The sequence below is a fragment of the Acidobacterium sp. FHG110202_01 genome (genome assembly GCF_059115305.1).
The window spans coordinates 79,983-100,407 of sequence record NZ_JBZYWJ010000011.1; the positions used below are offsets into that span (position 1 = coordinate 79,983).

Here is a 20,425-nt window from a genome sequence, read left to right on the forward strand (position 1 = left end):
GTGGTTGTCTACGAATTCGTGATGAACGAGATCATTCGGGAAGGGTGAGAGGAAATCCTGCGGCATCGAGAGCCTGGCTCAGATCGTCGCGGCATAAGATGAGAATGCCGTCGTCTTCCTCGCTTTCGCGCATATAGAGCTCCGTCCGGCCGAGCCAGTGGTCGAACTGCGTGGAATCCGCTTCTGTTGCAAATTTTTTCCCCACGAGCGTGAAGTACCAGGGAAAACTCAGGAAGGACTCGTCCTGGATCTTCTCGATCGCCGGCTGGCGCATTTCATCGAGCAGGGTATCGGTTGATGCTTGGGAAAGCGTGAGGATGGTGCTGCCAGTGCCGAACATTGTCTCCCAGGCATGTTGCGCGGCATTTTCATCGCCCGAGATACGCACGACCGAATGCATCATTTTCGGTAGCTCTGCGCCAAATTCGAGATCAAGAAAATCACTGTCCTGATACATGCGCGGTGGTTCACGGTCAGGCCAAAGCCCGAGACCGAAGTCCGGCAGCCACGTCTGGCCGTGCCTGCTGAGAGCGTGCACAGCTCCGTCTTTATGGAGAGAGTCCATCAGCAGCCACACGGAAATGCCGGGAGACTTTGCGCTGCGAATGCTCTGGACCACCTGCCAGAGACGTGCACGAAGTCCGGCCTGTAGCGAAGCCTTTAATGGAAAACCGGGAATCTTGATCAGAGCCCCATGCCATGGTTCGGGCAGTGGAAAGACCCTGGCTTTCCAGTTTTTCTCTGCTTTATGAACGATAGGAGAGTCCGTCATTCCGCATTCCTTCCAGGATGGAAATCAGGTCTTCGTCGAAGTCCGGATCCTTCGCTGCGAGCAGGATTCCGTGATCCTGCCTGCTCTCAGTGCAATAGCAATCGAAGAGCGAGAACCATGTGTCGTACTGTTCCGTTGTAGCTTCGAGGAAGTCCTTGCTGGCGAGCAGAGGCAGAATGAACGGTAGCCCACGATAGCTCGGGTCATGGCGGAAGGGCTCGCCGAACAGCTCCTTGCTCTTCGCGAGAAATCCGTCCTGCAGCGAGTTGAGCAGCATGAACTGCCGTTCGAGATCAGGTGTGTAGGCTTCATGCGAGGTCATAAAGCGGGGCAGTTTGGGCAGGCTCTTCGGCGCTTTGGCGTCGGTCTTCAGATAAAGAGCGAACATGCCGCCATGGCCGAAGAAATCCTGCCGCTGGGCTTCCGGTTCTTTAGTGGCGAACCAGTGCACGTGGTCGGGCATCCACTGCTGCACTTCGACTGGCTTGCCTTGCTTGCTGGCTTGTTCCACTTCTTTTTTGACGGCTTCGAAGTCAGGCAGCGCAACCGGGGCGTTTCCGGGAACGAATGCGAGGCCGGTCATGGGAGTGTACTGGTTGGCGCGCTCGACGAAGCGATCAATGAGATGCGGATAGAGCGTCTTGAACTGCAGAAACCACTCTTCGCGCAGCTCGCATTCTTTCTTCAGGTGCGCAGCGAGACGTCTGAAGAACTCATACATCCACTCGCGCTGCGCAAGCGGCACAGGGAATTCAGCGACCGGCGCCCAGTAAAGAGAGAAGTCTTCGATCTGGGTGGATCTGACAAAAGGAGCCAGGTCTTTCGTGGAGCTTACCGGTTCGAGGCGGTTTCGTTTAGACTTCAGCGCTCCATCCATCATGCCTCCGGAGAGTTCTAGTAGGGCTGGCCGGTTCCGCCGTGTTCGCGCAGAAAGTCGTTGATGGCTGCCACGGCGGTATCTGTTCCTCTGATCTGATTAAAGGGCGTAACCTGCATGGCGTGGCCGTCTGTCGTGACCAACGTGAGCGCCTCGGTGAGTTCGGCTGTCTTTACCATGGCGCCTTGCACGGAAGTGAGCGGCACGACATGATGGCGAGGAATGAAAAGGAACAGGCTGTTTACGGTTGCTGTTCCTTGTTTCGCATCCAGGGTTACTTTCGCAGGCGTAAAGATAGCTCCAAGAATTAGGACGTTCACAACAATGAATAAAAGCCCGCTTCTGCGTCCGCGTGGCGTCTTCGTCATTCGAAACGCTCCAATGAGAATCGGGAGCGGCAGCAAGAAAACAATCAATAGGATCAGGTTTGCAGGAATCGCCACGGACAGCACATCGCCAGCGCGCAAAACGTGGATAGAAAATCCAAGCATATCTGCCCTCCCTCTTTTTCTGTAGTCAGCAAAATCCACTTCTACGCAAAGGGACTATCCATATTTGCGGCAATGCCCGCGCAGAGGTTCGCGCCGATTGCCTTCAGGTGCGAGACTGCAGCCTTGATCTTCACAGCTTTCAGCTCTGTGATCATTCCGCGCACATGCAATCCGACATCAAGGTCCTTGATGGAGAAAGATTCCTTGGACGACGAAAATACAGTATTTGAAGCGCTCATAAGCGTGCCCGAGCCGCTGGTTGTTGTCAAAGAACCGGACGTGCCTGTCGCGCTGAGATTCAGGCCAGTTGCTCCGAATGAGATCAGTTTGTGACTGAAGTAGTTATTAATGATGTCCCAGGCCGTGGTCGGCTGATTCACCACCATCTTTTCGTGATGGTTCTGAGTCAGGACGTGGGCAAAATTCTCAATACGCGGTGAAACATTCCACTGAAGATGCGGCCCCGTCCGTGTATCGAAAGTCTTGCCAATGATCTTGTAGGTGAGATCTTTGGTGACAGTGTGCTTTTCGCTCCCCGTGATCTCGACGGTCTGATTCTGGGCAATCTTTACGGTCTCGGAGCCGGTGATTTGCTCCCAGTGATCGCCGTGGATGATCTGCGCATTCGCCCCGGTAGTTCCGGAGAGGCCGGTGGCGGAAGTGATCGATCCATAATTCAGGCTTTTGGCGGTGGGAAGTGTGTTGTCGGAGGAGAAATCGGTGACTGCCGTAGGAACTACGTTTGCACCTGAAAAGGCCGGGGCCATGGTTTTTACCCTCGCGTACGTGAATTGGAGCGCATGAATGGCGCACGCGCTTACAACATTCAGCATTTTTTCATAAATCATTCATCAAATGTCAAACTTAATCAATTCAAGGTCAGGCCATTCCATATAAAGACGGGATAGGACAGCTGCATCCGGTTCAAGGCTTGCTCCACGCAGCCAACTGCCCGTATCATCCGGCAAGAGCCTTTATGACAGAGACACAGACAACCCAGAAGCCGGTGCTGCGCGAGAAGGGTCGCATCATGTCCGCGTCGGAGATTGAGCGGACACTCGTCCGGCTGGCCCATGAAATCATCGAAAAGAACAATGGCAGCCAGAACCTTGCACTGGTCGGAGTCAAGCGCCGCGGCGCACCTCTGGCACAGCGCCTCGGCGCTCTGATCGGCAACATTGAAAAGCAGCCGGTCGATGTCGGTATGCTCGATATCAGCTTTTACCGCGACGATCTCTCGACCAAGGATGTACGCCCGGTGGTAAACCGCGGTGATCTCGGGTTCGATGTCAACGGACGCAATGTGGTGGTGGTGGACGACGTTCTTTATACCGGGCGCACAGTCCGCGCAGCGATGGATGCGCTCTTCGATCACGGACGCCCGCGTCGTGTGCAGCTGCTTGTTCTGATTGACCGCGGACACCGGGAGCTTCCCATCGAGGCCAGCTTTGTGGGCCGGACAATACAGACGACCGACCGCGAGATTGTGGAAGTGAAACTGCGCGAAATAGACAAGGATGAGCAGGTGCTGCTCGTCGAACGTGTGGATTAAACAGAATTCTGCTTGACTTTAAGAGAGAGCTGAGCTCAAGAAAGATGCAGCTTGCCCTGAAACGAACCGGGGTCCTCAACATGCGCGATTTTCGCGTGCTGAGGTGGAAGTTCGAAGAGCTCAGGATAACAACCAAATAAATTCACGTAATCCTGCCGCTCTGCATGCCGAAAACAAAATCGAAGCCGCGCAAAACAACTACGCCCAGTACGGAACAGACTATTTCTCATCATCTCTTTCATCACCCGTGCTCTCTGCTGTCGGTCAGTGATCTTACGCTGGATGACGTCAGCGAAATTCTGAAGCTTGCCGCAACGCTGGAAAGCGAAGACGCGCTCAAACGCATGAAGCGGCTCTTCAAGCGGCGTGTCTCGCTGCTTTTTTATGAGTCGAGCACGCGCACGCGCACCTCGTTTGAGCTGGCTGCAAAACAGCTTGGCGCGGATACAGTTCTGGTCAGCGCACTTTCTTCGAGCATCGAGAAAGGCGAGTCGCTCAAGGATACGGGCATCACGCTGCGTGCTCTGGGCGCCGAATGCATCATCCTGCGGCATCCAATCTCGGGTGCTGCGTATGTACTTTCGCGTGCTACAGGATTGCCGATCCTTAACGCAGGCGATGGTATGCACGAGCATCCATCGCAGGCGCTGCTTGATCTGCGCACCATGCTTACGCATCTTCGCGGAGCCCGAGCTGCCGCGCCGGTTTCCGAAACAACACTCAAAGATGTCACTATCACCATCTGCGGGGACATCTTTCACAGCCGCGTGGCGCGCTCGAATATGCTGCTGCTGCCAAGGCTCGGCGCGCGTGTGATTCTCACAGGCCCCCAGGCGCTGCTGCCGGAAACTGCCGCGTCAGCAGGGCCCGGCATCACCATAGAGCGCAGCTTCGACAAGGCGATCGAGCAGTCGCAGATTGTCATGATGCTGCGCATCCAGGCTGAGCGTCTCGCCGGACTCAATCTCGATCTGGATGAATACAAGCAGCGCTACCAGGCCAATGCCGAGCGCATTACTGCACATGCGCCGAACTCGCTTATCATGCATCCGGGACCGATTATCCGCGGGCTCGAAATCACGAGCGAAGTTGCCGACGGAACGCAGTCTGCCATTGCTGAGCAGGTGCGTAACGGAGTTGCGATTCGCATGGCGTTGCTGGTGCGCGCTCTGACAGGCGCGAAAGGAAAGGCATCACGATGAAACCGATTCTGATTCGCGGCGGGCGCCTGATCGATCCTTCTTCGGGTGTCGACGCCCTGCGTGATCTGCTGTTGAAAGACGGGCGCGTTGCCGCAGTCGATGCTCCGGGAAAACTGAATGGCGCCGTTAAGCAGGACGGCGCAGAAGTGCTCGAAGCAAAGGGCCTTGTCGTAGCTCCGGGACTCGTCGATATTCACGTGCATCTGCGCGAGCCGGGGCAGGGATACAAGGAGACCATCGCATCAGGAACAGGGGCTGCCGCTGCAGGCGGATTCACGACCGTCTGCGCCATGCCGAATACGATTCCCGTCAACGACTCGACGGACATCACCCGCTGGATGCAGTCTCCGGAGCGCGGCGCGCAGATTCGCGTCTTTCCCATCGCTGCAGCGACGCGCGGCAGCATGGGCGAGGCGCTCACGGAATATGGCGCGCTGAAGGCGGCGGGTGCGGTCGCGGTGACAGATGACGGCAAGCCGATCCTCGGTGACTCGATCATGCGCCAGGCGCTTGCGGCCGCAACTCGTACGGGACTGCCTGTGATCCAGCATGCCGAAGATACGCGCATGACAGGCGGCTGCTCGATGAATGCCGGCGCGCTGGCCTTCCGGCTTGGGCTGCGCGGCATGCCGGTCGAAGCGGAATCGAATCTCGTGGAGCGCGATATCCGTCTTATCGGCGAGTTGAAGGACAGCCGCGCGCATCTGCACGTAGCGCACCTCTCGACGGCGAAGGCGCTCAACGCCGTGCGCCGCGCGCGCCGCAATGGGCTGCACGTGACCTGCGAAGTAGCTCCGCACCACTTTGTCCTGAATGAAGAGGCAGTGGGTGAATACGACACGCATGCGAAGATGAATCCGCCTCTGCGCGCGGAGACCGACCGTCAGGCGATGCTCGAAGGCATCATCGAAGGCTCAGTAGATGCAATTGCGACCGACCATGCGCCGCATGCCGCGCACGAAAAAGAGCAGGAATTCGAGCGCGCGCCCAATGGCATTACCGGCCTTGAGACTGCGCTGGGGCTGACCATCGCCTTTCTGCATGAAAAGCACAAGCTGCCGCTCGCTCGCGTGATCTCGCTGCTGAGCACGCAGCCCGCGACAGTGCTGAACCTTAAAGGCCGCGGCAGCCTTGCCGTGGGCTCCTTTGCCGATGTTGTAGTCTTTGATCCGAAAAAGCAGTGGACATTCCATGCCGCTCAATCGCGTTCCAGATCAAAGAACACTCCGTTCGATGGATGGAAGATGTCGGGTCAGGTTGCGTTTACGCTCAGCGAGGGCCGTATCGTCTATCGCGGATAGACAGTTGTTGCTGCTCAAACGTTTGACTTGAGGGTGCCACTTCCGGTTGATCCGGATTTCTTTCTTTACTTTTCTCTTGACAATCGAATTTCATGGAACCTATAACAATCGAGGTTCAATGATATCGATATCAGATATGCCTGTCAGCTCTTCTTTCCCATCTTCCTGATAAGGGAATCCTTTTCTCCTTTGTGTTGGGTGAATATGGCGCTGACGGACATATGCGATATCAGTAAATTGATTTAGGTAAGTTTACATAAAAGTAAATGGGAATAAGAAAACAGACCGAAACCGCAGTTTCGGCTTTCGAACGCGAGGTTATTTGAAGGGGGGTCTACACGTCATGAGGTTCATAAATCCATTCAAAAGAATGCGTTTACCCGGAATTATGGGAACGCTACCATATATTGTTTTCGCTTTGGCGATATTGCTGGCTGGCAAACCGGCATTCGCCCAGGGCGGAACAGGCACCATCAGCGGTACAGTGCTGGATGCGCAGCAGGCTGTTATTCCGGGCGCTCAGGTCACGCTGGAAAATACGCTCAGCCGTGACAAGCGCATCATCACTACAAACAACAGCGGCTTCTTCAACTTCGCTGCAGTTCCCGTAGGCACGTACAACGTCACGATAAAGGCTCCGGGCTTCGATCCCTATGTGGCAACGGACATCGTCATTCACGCGGGCGATGACCGCTCACTGGCGCAGCTGGTCCTGCGGATTTCAGGCTCGACGTCGGTAGTCCAGGTGACGGCCTCGCAGGCAGGCGTAATTCCGTTAGATAACGGCACCAGCAGTACGACGATCAATCAGGAGCTGGTCGAAAACATTTCCATTCAGGGCCGCGACGCCGCTGAGCTGGTGAAGTTCATGCCGGGCATGGGCATGAACACCGGTCTCACACAGAAATCCTATGACTCGCAGACGACCCAGACCAACAGCGGTCCGATCGGGGCATTTTCCGCCAACGGCACGCAGCCTTATGGCGGTATGCAGATGACGCTCGACGGCGCGAGCCTGGTGGATGTGGGCAACCAGGGAACGCAGATCGCCAATGTGAACCAGGACACGACCGCTGAGTTTACCTATCTGAACGCGGCCTTTGGCGCGGATACACCGCGTGGCCCAACGATCATCCAGATCGCCAGCAAGGCCGGTGGACAGCAATTTCACGGCAACGCGTATACCTATCTGCGCAACTGGCAGGCGAACTCCAACGAGGCATCATATAAGGCGCTGAACCCCGGCGCATCGCGCCCCATGGACCACCAGATTTACCCTGGCGGCACCATCGGCGGTCCGGTGCTGATTCCCGGAACAGGCTTCAACCGAAACCGTGACAAGCTCTTCTTCTTTGCCGGTTTCGAGAAGATGTTCCAGAATCCCTTCCCAACGATCCACTTTCTGGATACGCCGACCGATGCGATGCTGAATGGTGACTTCAGTGCGCCTCCCGCAGCATTGGGCGGCAGCAATTCGAGCTGGTGGCAGAGTGCGCAGATTCCGTGCAGCTCAGTGGCTAACTCGCCTGCGCCGAATTACACCACGTACTGCGGCGCAAGCAATGCCAGCAACCCCGGCTTTGCAGATTGGCAGAATGGCGTGCTGACGAATAAGGGAAGGATCGATCCGAACGGCCTGGCGCTGCTCACCTACTTCAACAAATTGCATCCGCCTAACGTCGATCCGGCTTCTACCGGCGGTTATAACTATAAGTTCCTCGATGCTCCGCCCGTAAACCGCTGGGAACTGCGTTTGCGCGGCGACTACGATCCAACGCCGAATGACAAGTTCAACGTGGTCTTCACCAAGCAGAACGAAAGCGACACCAACAACTTCGGCATCTGGTGGTCCCCTGGTTCCGCAGCGCCAGTCCCATCGCCACTGAATGCTACAACGCTTTCGAAGATGTGGACCGCCAACTACACCCGCATCATCAATGCGACCACGACCAACGAAGCAGCCTTCGCATACACATACTTCACTTTCCCGCCGGCCTTCTCTAATCCGAATGCCATGCACGCCTCAACGGCAGGCTACACTTCGTACCTGCCCTTCGGTGTATCGGCGGATAACTCTTTTGATCAGCTGCCGAACATCATCAGCTGGGGCAACGGAGCGAGCATAGGCAACAATAACGGCGGCTTCTCCAGCCTTTATGCTCCGCCGGCAATCAAGGCCTTCGGCAACGGATACGGCAATATCAAGAAGTCCTATGCCTGGCAGGATAATTTCTCCAAAGTATGGGGCAAGCACACGGTCAAGGCCGGATTCTTCTGGGCCGACAACAATCAGACACAGACGACCGGGTATGGAAGCTGGACGCAGGGCATGATTGAGTTCGATGCTTGGTCAACTTACACAACCGGTAACCAGTTTGCTGACATGTTGATTGGCCACACTGATGGCGTCGCGCAGGCCCAGAGTGCTCCTGTCCACAATATGACCTACAATGAGTGGGCGATCTATGCTCAGGATTCGTGGCATGCAACCAACAAGCTGACGCTCAATTACGGCGTGCGTTTCGAGCACGAAGGAAACTGGTATCCGGTGAAGGGTCCCGGCCTTGCTGTGTGGGATGCTGCGGCCTATGCAACGGACTCGAACAACGACCAGGGCATTCCCAGCGTGCAGTGGCCGGGCATGCGCTGGCATCAGAACAAGAGCAGCGTTCCGATTTCCGGGTTCGTCTCGAAGTTCCTCAATCCTGACCCGCGCGTTGGCTTCGCCTATGACGTGCACGGCAATGGTAAAACGGTTCTGCGCGGCGGCGTAGGTATCTATCGCTGGCAATTCTCTGAGGGCGATGTCGATCCAGCCCTGAATCCCTCGTGGAATGTAGCCAGCGTCACTACCGGCTCAACACAGGACTTTGCATCCCTGGGCAACCCAGTGGGATCGAGCGGCGGAACCTGGTGCGCTCTGCCGCAGGGGGCCGACTCCAGCGCGTCCAACAGCGCATATGGTGGCAATACCTGCCCCAGCGGCATAGACGTTATCAAGGAAGGCGAAGACAAGATTCCCACGACGATTAACTGGGATGTGATGGTGGACCAGGAACTCCCCGGCCACATGGTCTTCGAGCTGCAGTACATCGGCAACCGTACAGACAATGCGCTCTTTACCGGCAACGGTACGACAGAAAACTTCTATGCCAATATCAACAAAATCCCGGTGGGCGCGTTCTATGGCACGTATCACCTTGCCGGTGCGCCTAACGATGGCCAGAGCCTGTGGCAGATGGCCTGCGACAGCGGTCGCTGCGGCGTGTCAAGCAGCTACTACTATTCTGGTTACCGCCCGTACAAGAACTATGGAGTGCTGAATGTAGTGCAGCACGGCAGCTACTCCAACTACAACGGTATGGTCGCTGCCCTGCAGAAGCAGACCGGGCGTTATACCTTCCTTGCTAACTACACCTTCAGCAAGGTGATGGGCATTCGCGACGGCCAAAGCAATAATGGTGGCGGCGACGGAACCATGATCGATCCGTTTAACCTGCGCGCCAACTATGGACCACTGGCCTATGACCATACGCACATCTTCAACACCGCGTATGTGCTTCATTTGCCCGGCATGAACGGCAACGGCTTTGTAAAGACTCTGACGAACGGTTGGGACCTCTCAGGCGACGTGCAGCTGCAGAGCGGCGCGCCGATCCAGCCGAATACCCAGGGCACTCTGAATGTCGCTTATGGAACCACCGGCGGCGTCCAGGCAAACAACGGCTACTACCTGGGCACCAATGCAGTGGTGATGATGCCGTACCTGACCTGCGATCCTCGTGGAACTCAGGGCGGCGCGAGCTTCAATCCCAACTGCTTTGAGACCCCGACTACACTTGGCAAGAATGGTCCGACTGTCTGGCCGTACATTCATGGTCCGAAGTACGTTAACAGTGACCTTTCGTTTGCCAGGAACTTCAAAGTCACTGAGCGGCAGAACATCCAGTTCCGAGCTTCGGCCTTCAACTTCATGAACCATGCGCTGCCGCAGTTCGGATTGGCGAGCGACCAGAACCTGGCGTTGCCTTGCAACACGTCCACGCTGGGAAGCACAGCGCCAACCTGCGACCTGGGCGGCAGAAATACTAATAGCGGCGCTCTAGGGACCACCGGCAAGCCGGCGTATGAATACGGACGCCGCGTGATAGAAGTGGCGCTCAAGTACAGCTTTTAGGGAAAAATGGCCTTCCGACAGGGGACCCTGTGGGTCCCCTTATTTTTTACGAGAACAGACTGGACGAGGAAAGAGTGGGATACACGTCTGCTGCGGCGCTGGGCGCGCAGTTACTTGGTCTGCGCTGTGGAGGCTTCAGACTTGGCAGAATTCTCCTGCTTCTCGCTGTCGGATGAGCCGGAGCCCTTGATGCCTTCCTTGAAGCCGCGGAAGGCTTCACCCAGGCCTTTGCCCAGGCCGGGAAGTTTTGTAGGGCCAAAGATCAAAAGCGCAATCGCGAGAATCAGCAGCAGGTGCTCGGGTTTGAGAAGATTGTCCAGCATAGTTGGGATATATCCCGTTGCCAGTGGCGTCCGGGAACTTCCTCCGTTCCTAATATTGTCGCACAGCGCAGTTGCGCCGGTGGGAATTCACATCCAGCTTAATCGAAATGCGGGCGTTTGTGACCCAGGCGTTTTTCTACCATCTCGCTGAAGGAAACCAGGCTTTCCGACGTGCCCATGGTCAGGCGACGGTTGACCTTCATCAGCGGATAAATGCGCGATTCTGCAATTTCAACCGTAGGTACGGAGAAATTGCCGCCTGGGTATACGCTCATCGACCACTCGGATGCATACTGCCGGCGAAAAACCTCCCCGAAGTAGCTGCCCCAGAGCTTTGTCTCGAAACCGGTATCGGCTTCCACGCGCGAAGCCACCTGATCGAGGATGCGCTCTAATAACGGGATGGATACTATCGAATAATCAAGCTGCACGTCATATTCACGAGACGCGGTGCGCACGGCTTCTTTAGCGTAAGCCTGCATCATGGCATCGAGCGAATCGAAGGTAGTGTTAGCCAGAGGGTCAGCGGGCATTCTTATTAAGAGTACGGGAAGGGCGGCTTTCACGGTAATTCATGGAGGTGGAAATGCGGTTTTTGAGGCGTGATCTGGGGGCGAACCTGACGGCCGTGTTGCTGCTCTCATTCGGATTAGGTACTGCTGCGCTGCTTTACACCGCGCTCGACCGGCTTCTGCTGCATCCGCTTCACGTGACTCACCCGGAAACATTGGTGCGCGTCGCAGAGAAACATCCGCCCGCCTTCAACTGGCAATGGTTCCCATACACGATGTATGAAACCATGCGCCCGATGCGCAGCTTTGAAGATCTCGCGGTAGAGGGTGATGTCGATACCGTGATGACGTCCAGCGCGGGTGCAAAGCCTGTCCTCGCGCACATGGTTTCCGGACGATTCTTCACCATGCTTGGAGTGAACGCAGAGACGGGCCGTCTTCTGGGCAAAGCTGACGAGCAGGTCCATTCCGGGGGCATTCCCGTTGTGTTGAGCCACCGCTTCTGGAAGCGAGAATTTGGGGGCTCTGCCGGAGTAATCGGCACGACACTTTTTCTTGAGAAGCAGCCTTTCACGATTGTGGGTGTCGCGCCGGAGAGTTTCTTCGGCACTTCGCTCGATTCGGTTCCCGACCTCTGGCTGCCGATCTCCGCGCAGGCTCTGCTCTCAAAGAAAGCTCTGAACGACCCTGACCCCGACCGCGGTTTCTCCATCCTTGGCCGCCTGCACCGCCGTACAACGCTTGCGCAGGCACAGGCAGAGTTCTCCGGCGTCTACAAGGTCATTCAGGCATCAGCAAAGGATGTGGACACGAGAGCGACGGGGTTTCTGCTGCCCGCTTCTCAAGGCGGATTCGCCTTGCGCGAACAGTTCGGCCGAGCGCTCTCGTTCCTGCTCTGGGGGTTGGCCGCCCTGCTGTTGATGATCTGCGCCAACGTCGCTGGCCTGCTGCTGGTACGAGCGACAAAGCGCGAGAGAGATTCTGCGGTACGCGTTGCGCTCGGAGCTACACGCACCCGCCTGATGGTTCCTGTGCTGGTTGAGTCCGTCAGCCTGGGGCTGATTGCCACTGCCGGCGGATTGCTTCTCGCCTATGCCTGCGCACCCTTGTTCACGCGGCTGTTGCCTCATAGCCGCATGCCTCTGCCGGTATCGCTTGTTCCCGGCTGGACAACAGGCCTGCTGATCGCAGCGGTGGCTTTCGGTATCAGCCTGATATTTGGCATCATTCCCGCATGGTTTGCTTTCCGCGTCGATCCGCAGAAAGCGCTGCGCGCCAGCAGCGGAGCTACGCGCCGTTCCGGAACTCTCAGCCGCGGGCTGTTGATGTTCCAGACTGCGATGACACTGGTTCTGCTGGTTGCAACCGGACTGATGGTGCGCACGTTTTATATCCTGCGGCACACGAGCCCGGGATTCGACGTCGAACACCTGGTGACCTTCACGCTGAATCTGGGAAGCGATGCAAATGCTGCTCAACTACCGCGGGATTTTACCGGGGAATTGCTGCGAAGGATGCAATTCCTGCCTGGCGTGCGCAACGCCAGTCTCGCGAGCGCCGCGCTGATGCAGCGAATCGGCATGAAATCCACGGTGGCACGTACAGGATTCAAGGTCCCGTCGCAGACATTCCTGAATACAAGCCTCAATGGAGTCTCGAGCACTTTCTTCGATACGTTGGGTATTCCCATTCTTGAAGGGCGCAGTTTGTTGGAAGCAGATCAGGAACGTTCCGATCCTTCACCCACTGTCATCAATCAGGCATTTGCGCGCCTGATCTTTCCGAATGAAGACCCAATCGGAAAAACATTCGGCAGGGGTCCTCAGGGCACGGTCGCGGGTGCGACGAATATTGTTGTGGGAGTGGCGGGCGACTCGAAGTATCGCTCCCTGCGTGAGCCTCTGCTTCCCATCTTTTACTCGTCTGTCAATCTGCAGGAATTCCATCCCGGCTCGAATTCTGAGTTCTTTCTTTACGTGAGAACAGCAGGCGCGCCTCAATCCATAATCACTGAAGCGCGCAGGGCACTCTCAGCCTTGGCTCCACAGCTGCCCTTCGCCAGAGTGGCCACAATGGAAGAGCAGGTCAGCGATTCGCTATGGCAGGAGCGGCTGCTTACAGTTCTGGCGATGATCTTCTCTATCGTCTCCATCCTCATGGCCGGGACGGGGCTCTATGGCCTTCTTGCCTATGACACCGAGCAGCGCAGGCGCGAATTCGGTATCAGGGTGGCTCTGGGCGCGCAGAAGCGCAATGTGGTCACATTGCTTGCGCGCGAGCTGGCGTTGCTGATTGCGCCCGGTGTTGCAGCAGGCCTGGTGGTCTGCCTGCTGCTGGGGCGCGTCATCGCGTCGATGCTTTATGGCATCACGCCGTCTGATCCTGTTTCCTATATCGGAGCAGTCCTTATGGTTCTGACTATCGGCGCAGCGGCGGGCCTCGGACCGGTCGCGAGAGCGACGCGAGTTGATCCAGCGATTGTCCTGCATGAAGAGTAGCGGCTGATGCTCACTCTGACGGGGCGGGAACCGTCTGACAGAATGCCGCTCCGCCATGTATCTTTGATGTTTACGGCAAATTTCCGCTCGCCGGATGTGTTGGAGGAGTTTTTGTTTAGAAGGACGCTTTTTTTCTTTCTGGCCGTTGCGGCCACTGCCACTCTTTATTCTCGGGCGCAAAGCACTACGCCACAGGCGCCATCTCAGCAAACGCAGGCACAGACACCGCCATCGGCACCATCACAGCCTCAGGTCGCTCCCAACTACGCACTTGCTGGCGTGAGATATGACTACCGCTGGGAATTGTACGGCGGCGTTGCTTATTCGCACTTCAACGCGGGACCAAACCTGCTGCAGGGCGCAAACCTCGGCGGATTTGATATCCAGGCTGCGCGCTTCTTTACGCCGCGCTGGGCAGTGGCTGCGAATGTACGCGGATACTACGGCACGAGCGGCGTTACACCCAATTCTTATGGAATTAAAGGCCCATTCGTGAGCGAGCACATGTTTCTCGCCGGCCCGGAATTTCGTGGTCCGAGCAACGAGCACGCATCGCTGACACTGCATGCGCTGGTCGGCGGAGCTTACGGTAGTTTCGAAAGCGCCCTTAGCGGAGTTCCGCCGGCGCAGCTTGGGCTCTTTAGCAATCAGCTTGCCTTTGGCGGCGCGTTTGGCGGATCGATTGACCTGAACCGCTCGCCGCGGCTTGCCTTCCGCATCTCACCCGATGCAACGATTACAAAGTTCGGAGACGGCGGCATTCAGGATCAGTTTGCCATCTCCGTAGGTGTCGTCTATCGGTTGGGTAAGGGTCTGAACAGGTAAGAGATTGAAATAAAACGAACCAATCTATAGGAGGAGGCCGTACCCAAAGGGGTTCGGCCTTTCGCATTTTTCAAAACAGTCCGTCGAAAATCTTTAAAAACAATCTGGCGAATAAATAGCAGCATTCACCATGCGGAGAAAACACTTTGACCATTCGCATCCTCTGTATGTGCGGTGAATCTGATACACCAGCAGGAGAGACGCATGCAGCAGCGTAACTTAGGGACACAGGGCCTGAAGGTTTCCGCCCTCGGACTGGGATGTATGGGGATGTCGGATTTCTATGGCCCCCGGGATGAATCGGAATCGATAGCGACGATTCATCGGGCGCTCGATCTCGGCATCAACTTCTTCGACACTTCTGATATTTACGGGCCGCATACCAATGAGGTTCTGGTGGGCGGCGTCCTCGGTCCGCACCGCGACAACGTCATCATCGCTACAAAGTTCGGCATCGTGCGCAATCCTGATGGGTCGCGTGGCGTCAGTGGACGTCCAGAGTATGTGCGCACCGCATGCGACGCCAGCCTGAAGCGGCTCGGCATCGATACGATTGATCTTTATTATCAGCACAGGGTAGATCCTGATACACCAATTGAAGAAACTGTCGGCGCGATGGCCGAGCTGGTCAGGCAGGGCAAGGTGCGCTATCTCGGACTTTCAGAAGCAGGAGCAAAGACCATTCGCCGCGCTCATGCCGTGCATCCCATCTCTGCCCTACAAAGTGAGTATTCGCTCTGGAGCCGTGACCTTGAGGACAACGATGTTCTTGCCACCACGCGGGAACTTGGCATCGGGTTAGTTGCGTATTCACCGTTGGGGCGCGGTTTTCTTACCGGACAGATTCGCAAGCCCGGTGATCTGGTTGCCGATGACTGGCGGCACACTTCCCCTCGTTTTCAGGGAGAGAATTTCCAGAAGAACCTAGATCTTGTGACGAAGATTGAAGAGTTGGCCGAAAAGAAGAAGGTAAAGGCCTCGCAGCTTGCGCTGGCTTGGGTGCTGGCACAGGGAGACGACATAGTGCCGATTCCAGGAACGAAGCGGCGCAGTTATCTTGAAGAAAATGCGGCTGCTGTGGAAGTCAAGCTGACGAAGGACGAGATCGTAACGCTTGACGCCATTGCCCCGCAAGGAGTGGCAGCAGGAGAACGCTATGCTCCGGCAATGATGCAGTTGTTGAATCTTTAACGATAAAAATAGTCCGAATTTGGACACTTCTGTTCGAATCCGGACAGAACCAACAATTTTCGAGCGGTGACCATGCAGCTAAAGCATGCAGAATCATTCGCTGATTTTGATCCATGCTGGCCCATGGGTTGCTAACAATTCATTACAGAACAAGTCTAGGCGACAAAGGCTCCGCTCACTTTTCCTATGAAGCTGTTTGGTTGCTTCCAGATTGATGCACAGAACGAATGCTTGTGGCGCGACGGCGAACAGGTGCCGCTGGCCCCCAAGCCATTTGCGGTGTTGAGCTATCTGGTTGACAACCCACAGCGCCTGGTCACCCATGACGAGCTTCTCGACGCACTGTGGCCTGAGACTTACGTCCAGCCGCAGGTACTACGCACCTACATTCTGGAACTGCGCAAAGTCCTGGGTGACGATCCCGAAGAGCCGCAATACATTCAAACCGTTCCCAAGCGCGGATACCGCTTCGTCTCAAAAGTAGGCGAAGTGCGGAATACTCCCGCACTCGATCCGGAGACGGAGCTGCACATCGCCGGGCGGCAGACAGAAATCGAAAAACTTGAAGGCGATCTTGATCGTGCTGCGCGTGGCATTCGTCAGCTGATTTTCATCTCCGGCGACTCAGGCATCGGCAAGACAGCGCTGATAGATGCATTTTGTAACCGTGTTGGTGACAATAACAGGCTGCGCATTGCGCGCGGGCAATCTGTCGAAGGCTTTGGCGGCAAGGAAGTCTTTTATCCGGTGCGCGAGGCGCTCAGCCATCTGCTGCAATACGAGAAGACCAATCAGCTGCTCGCCAAACTGCTGCCCGCATGGTTCAGCAGGAAGACGGACGGCGAAGCAAAAACGCCATCTCTCGGCGAAATGTGCGAAGCTGTTGAAGCCATTGCGCACGATGAGCCGCTGCTTCTCGTCTTTGAAGATCTGCACTGGGCCGATGCCTCAACGCTCGACTTCATCTCGGCGCTGGCGCGCAGGCGCGGCAGCGCGAAGCTGATGATTCTGGCAAGCTGTCGTCCTGGTGAGTTGGACGGCCAGCATCCGCTCAAGGGCCTGAAGGAAGATCTGCTGACGCGCCGCCTGTGCTGCGTCATCCCTCTGGGACCGCTCAGCCGGGAAGCGGTTGCCGCCTATGTTGAGCAGGAGCTCGGGACAGATGCATTGCCGCAGGGATTGACGAGTTTCATTCATCAGCACTCCGAAGGCAATCCGCTCTTTATGGCGGCCATACTCGAGCATCTGCGCAGCCAGGAGCTGTTGCTCAAGGAGAATGACGAGTGGCAGCTGGCGGTTCCGCTGGCGGAGATCGAACTGGGCATCCCCGATGGCCTTCTGGGCATGATCGAGCTGCAGCTCGAGCGGCTTTCGGAAGCTGACCGCCGCTTGCTCGAAGCTGGAAGCATCGTCGGCGCGATCTTCCCCGCATGGGCGGCAGCAGCATCCCTCAAGACTGGAGTTCCTGATGTCGAAGACGAGTACGCTTCGCTCGCCCGCCGCACGCATCTATTGAACGCCGCCGGACAGGACGAGTTGCCTGATGGCGCCCGCTCCACCTTCTACGTCTTTGCCCATGGACTCTTCCGCGAGGCGCTCTATTCGCGCCAGCCGGCAGCGCGACGCGCCGAGCGCCATCGTCGCGTCGCAGAGCGGCTGAAGATCATGTTTGCCGAAAATGAAGCAAGCATTGCCTCAGAACTCGCCCGCCACTATGAAGCCGCCGGCTGCTGGAAAGAGGCGATCGAAGCACTGCGGGTCGCAGCCGATACCGCAGCGAACCGCGAAGCCGAACACGCAGCCTGCGAACTGCTGAAGCGCGCTCTGGAATTGAGCGAGAACCTCAAAGGCGATGAGCGGAAATCCGTCGAGCGCATCCTGACCGGAAAGCTGAAGAAATATTCTGAGTTGGCTTCGGTGGAGATGGCTTAGGTCCACATATCCTGCAAGCAAGTTCCCGCCTGATAATAAGTAGGTGGATCGACTACACCCCAGGGAAGAGTATTCTGCTCGCCTCGATGCTCTTAAACATATAGAAGAGCGCCAGTCTCAACGCGACAGATTCTTCATTCGAGCGAAACTGGCTGTCGGGTTCGTTGTTGTCGCGCTCATTATCTGGCTTGCCAAATATCATTCCGCCCAGATCGCGTATGTTTTCCTGCCAATTGCGATCTTCATCGTGCTTTTCATTCTCCACGAACGCACATTGCGGACATTCCGGCGCTGCATCCGCCTGCGCCGGTTTTACGAACAAGGCATGGTGCGCCTCGAAGACCGCTGGGCCGGGACCGGCCAGCAAGGCGAGTCCTTCATCGATCCGGAACATCCTTATGCGCGTGACCTCGATCTCTTCGGCAAAGGCGGACTATTCGAGCTGCTGTGCACGGCGCGCACCCGCGCAGGAGAAGCCACGCTAGCGCAATGGCTTCTCACGCATGCGCCGGTCGCTGAGATCACAGAGCGGCAGGCAGCAATTCAGGACCTGGCGCCGCGGCTCGACTTTCGCGAACGGCTCGCGCTTGCCGGTGATGACGTTCGTATTGGTGTCCATCCCGATGCACTGATTGCATGGTCGGAATCAACATCGCGCCTCAGCCCGCATCGTCTGCTGCGCGTTGCAGCGCCTGTGCTGGCCCTCTGCTGGGTGTTCAGTATTACCGGCTGGCTCCTGTGGGGCTGGGGAATCTTCGCTGGGTGCATGAGCGTGCTGAATCTCGGATTGACTTATTTCTCTCGCGGCAAAGTAGATCATGCCATTGCCGAGATTGATACCGCTGCGCACGATCTGGGAATACTCGCGTCTGTCCTCAGGGAAATCGAGCAGGAGCCCTTCCAGTCCGAAAAGCTGATTCGTCTCAAAAGCAGTTTGCAGTGTGATCACATCTGCCCGTCAGAAGCCATCCATCGATTAAGCAAGCGGGTCGACTGGCTTGACCAGCATGAAAACTGGTTTGTGAAATTGCTCGACCTCTTCATCTTCTGGTCGCCGCAATGGGTGCTCGCCATTGAAGCGTGGCGCGAGCACTTCGGAGCAAGCGTGCGCCATTGGCTGGAGGTCACCGGCGAAGTGGAGGCGCTGGCATCGCTGGCTGCATACGCCTACGAGCATCCGGAAAACACATTTCCTGTTTTTGTCGAGAACGGCCCCTATCTTCACGCCGAAGGCATGGCTCATCCGCTGCTTCCTCGCGGCCGCGCTGTCGCCAACGATCTGCAGCTCGATAAGAACCTGCAGCTCATGATCATCAGCGGGCCCAACATGGCGGGCAAAAGCACATTTATCCGCAGCATTGGAATCAACGCAGTGCTCGCTCAGGCTGGAGCGCCTGTGTGCGCCGGACAGTTCACGCTGTCTCCTCTCGCTGTCGCCGCATCGATCTGTATCCTTGATTCGCTGCAGGGCGGCCTGTCGCGCTTCTACGCCGAGATCACCCGTCTGCGAAAAATTGATGAGCTGAGCCGGGGAGAAGCTCCGGTGCTGTTTCTTCTCGATGAACTACTCTCCGGCACCAACTCGCATGACCGGCGCGTTGGAACGGAATCCTTCGTGCGCTCGCTGCTTGCGCGAGGAGCCATCGGCCTCATCACCACGCACGATCTTGCCCTGGCTGAAATTACGGAAACACTCGATGGCAGTGCTGCGAATTTTCATTTCGCCGATTCTCTCAAAGACGGCAAGCTGCACTTCGATTACAAGCTGGCCCCGGGCATTGTGCAGACTACGAATGCCTTGAAGCTGATGCGATCGATCGGTCTGGAAGTTTAGAGCATTTCAAGAAATAGTGTGTCCGTATGTCCGAAAGCCCTAAAAAGCTTCGCCACAGAGGACACGGAGAGCACAGAAGTTTTCGCAGCGGGAAATCTCAGACATTCTGGTTGCCCCCTGTTTCCGCCTACCGCTCCCCTCTCCTGGGGGAGGTGTTAAGTCTTTGAAAACACACAGCTTCTGTTTTTAATGCGGCAAAGTATTGAAAACAAGCAAGCTCCGTGCAAAGTCCTGATTCCAGACAATAAAAAGCCCACCGAGATCCAGCGGGCTTCTGTCTATTTTGCTCTTAATTTCAGGATATCAGAAACAAGGAAGATATCGGGTCATTGCTCGTTATCACAAGGATCGCTTGAAACCAATAATTTACAGCCAAATGTTACTTTCGGAATCGTTGACAAAGGCATTCTCTGCCGCAGAAAAACCTTTCCTGCAATCATTTACCCTGCCAGTCTCTGCCGGCACGCTTCGCATCCGCAATGCCGCCGCAGATAATCCCAGGAATAAATCCCGCTCTGGTGGCCGTCCTTCCAGTGGAAGCTGATGGCATAGCGTCCCACGGGCGTTACGGATTCAGGCTGCGGAGGCGCCTGGTACATGGGCAGCAGCGTATCTGGTTTCGGCTTCGGCTCACCTGGCCTGCGCCCGGATTTCTCGCGCTCGTCGTGGCACGTGGCGCAGGGACAGGCGTTGCGCAGCCAGGCGAAGCTCCAGTGGCTGCGATGGCCGTCCTTCCAGACAATCTCCATGCCCGTGCCCTCGGACTTGAAGACCCGCACCTTGGCGGGTTCTTTGGCCTCGTGCGGAAGCTCGCGCTCTTCCCGCTCAGCGCGTCGTGCTTCCTCCTCCGAAACGAAGCGGATTCCTTCGTGACTCATCTACTCTTAGTTTATCTCTCAGGATGCTTTTCATTCTGTGCCGCCGCGTAAGAGAACGGT

General features: G+C 56.6%; 16 protein-coding genes. 9 read left to right on the forward strand and 7 right to left on the reverse strand.

The window, feature by feature from the left end; translation table 11 throughout:
• Positions 1-31: 31 nt before the first annotated feature.
• Genes AC5S16_RS21140 through AC5S16_RS21155 form a run of 4 tightly spaced genes read right to left on the reverse strand, consistent with a single transcriptional unit; the run spans position 32 to position 2,988 of the window.
• Positions 32-772 (reverse strand): hypothetical protein, encoded by a 741-nt coding sequence (locus AC5S16_RS21140; protein ID WP_493932103.1) that lies wholly within the window; start codon positions 770-772, stop codon positions 32-34.
• Positions 747-1,652 (reverse strand): hypothetical protein, encoded by a 906-nt coding sequence (locus AC5S16_RS21145; RefSeq protein WP_493932104.1) that lies wholly within the window; start codon positions 1,650-1,652, stop codon positions 747-749. Before AC5S16_RS21145 ends, AC5S16_RS21140 begins: the two co-directional genes overlap by 26 nt.
• A gap of 14 nt (positions 1,653-1,666) precedes the next feature.
• Positions 1,667-2,140: a hypothetical protein gene (locus tag AC5S16_RS21150; protein ID WP_493932105.1), complete on the reverse strand. Its 474-nt coding sequence runs from the start codon at positions 2,138-2,140 to the stop codon at positions 1,667-1,669.
• A 41-nt stretch (positions 2,141-2,181) separates the two neighbouring features.
• Positions 2,182-2,988 (reverse strand): hypothetical protein, encoded by an 807-nt coding sequence (locus AC5S16_RS21155; RefSeq protein WP_493932106.1) that lies wholly within the window; start codon positions 2,986-2,988, stop codon positions 2,182-2,184.
• A gap of 128 nt (positions 2,989-3,116) precedes the next feature.
• Between AC5S16_RS21155 and pyrR the strand changes: the two genes are divergently transcribed.
• The 4 genes from pyrR to AC5S16_RS21175 all read left to right on the forward strand — a co-directional run bounded on the left by pyrR (position 3,117) and on the right by AC5S16_RS21175 (position 10,372).
• Positions 3,117-3,692: a bifunctional pyr operon transcriptional regulator/uracil phosphoribosyltransferase PyrR gene (gene pyrR / locus AC5S16_RS21160; protein WP_493932107.1), complete on the forward strand. Its 576-nt coding sequence runs from the start codon at positions 3,117-3,119 to the stop codon at positions 3,690-3,692.
• A 164-nt stretch (positions 3,693-3,856) separates the two neighbouring features.
• Positions 3,857-4,894, forward strand: a complete 1,038-nt coding sequence (locus tag AC5S16_RS21165) for an aspartate carbamoyltransferase catalytic subunit (RefSeq protein WP_493932108.1) — start codon at positions 3,857-3,859, stop codon at positions 4,892-4,894.
• The gene (locus AC5S16_RS21170; RefSeq protein WP_493932109.1) at positions 4,891-6,195 is read left to right on the forward strand and encodes a dihydroorotase; all 1,305 of its coding nucleotides are present in this window, start codon (positions 4,891-4,893) and stop codon (positions 6,193-6,195) included. Before AC5S16_RS21165 ends, AC5S16_RS21170 begins: the two co-directional genes overlap by 4 nt.
• Positions 6,196-6,583: 388 nt before the next feature.
• Entirely contained in the window at positions 6,584-10,372 is a 3,789-nt protein-coding gene (locus tag AC5S16_RS21175) for an outer membrane beta-barrel protein (RefSeq protein ID WP_493932110.1), read from the forward strand.
• Positions 10,373-10,482: 110 nt separating this feature from the next.
• On the opposite strand, the gene AC5S16_RS21180 is transcribed toward AC5S16_RS21175, so the two are convergent.
• Together AC5S16_RS21180 and AC5S16_RS21185 are read right to left on the reverse strand one after the other, a co-directional pair.
• The gene (locus tag AC5S16_RS21180; RefSeq protein ID WP_493932111.1) at positions 10,483-10,695 is read right to left on the reverse strand and encodes a twin-arginine translocase TatA/TatE family subunit; all 213 of its coding nucleotides are present in this window, start codon (positions 10,693-10,695) and stop codon (positions 10,483-10,485) included.
• A gap of 98 nt (positions 10,696-10,793) precedes the next feature.
• Positions 10,794-11,228: a hypothetical protein gene (locus tag AC5S16_RS21185; RefSeq protein WP_493932112.1), complete on the reverse strand. Its 435-nt coding sequence runs from the start codon at positions 11,226-11,228 to the stop codon at positions 10,794-10,796.
• Positions 11,229-11,281: 53 nt separating this feature from the next.
• Here AC5S16_RS21185 and AC5S16_RS21190 point away from each other — a divergent pair, with 53 nt between their 5' ends.
• From AC5S16_RS21190 to AC5S16_RS21210, 5 genes are all read left to right on the forward strand, one after another.
• Positions 11,282-13,705: an ABC transporter permease gene (locus AC5S16_RS21190; RefSeq protein ID WP_493932113.1), complete on the forward strand. Its 2,424-nt coding sequence runs from the start codon at positions 11,282-11,284 to the stop codon at positions 13,703-13,705.
• A gap of 111 nt (positions 13,706-13,816) precedes the next feature.
• On the forward strand, positions 13,817-14,530 hold the full coding sequence (locus AC5S16_RS21195; protein ID WP_493932114.1) for a hypothetical protein: 714 nt from the start codon (positions 13,817-13,819) through the stop codon (positions 14,528-14,530).
• Between the two features lie 204 nt (positions 14,531-14,734).
• Positions 14,735-15,721: an aldo/keto reductase gene (locus tag AC5S16_RS21200; protein ID WP_493932115.1), complete on the forward strand. Its 987-nt coding sequence runs from the start codon at positions 14,735-14,737 to the stop codon at positions 15,719-15,721.
• A 186-nt stretch (positions 15,722-15,907) separates the two neighbouring features.
• Complete coding sequence (locus AC5S16_RS21205) at positions 15,908-17,653, forward strand: AAA family ATPase (protein WP_493932116.1); 1,746 nt, start codon at positions 15,908-15,910, stop codon at positions 17,651-17,653.
• Positions 17,654-17,696: 43 nt separating this feature from the next.
• The gene (locus tag AC5S16_RS21210) at positions 17,697-19,487 is read left to right on the forward strand and encodes a MutS-related protein (RefSeq protein WP_493932117.1); all 1,791 of its coding nucleotides are present in this window, start codon (positions 17,697-17,699) and stop codon (positions 19,485-19,487) included.
• A gap of 440 nt (positions 19,488-19,927) precedes the next feature.
• Here AC5S16_RS21210 and AC5S16_RS21215 read toward each other — a convergent pair whose 3' ends face one another.
• A complete protein-coding gene (locus tag AC5S16_RS21215; RefSeq protein ID WP_493932118.1) occupies positions 19,928-20,365 on the reverse strand; it encodes a gamma-butyrobetaine hydroxylase family protein in 438 nt (145 codons plus the stop codon).
• Positions 20,366-20,425: the final 60 nt, after the last annotated feature.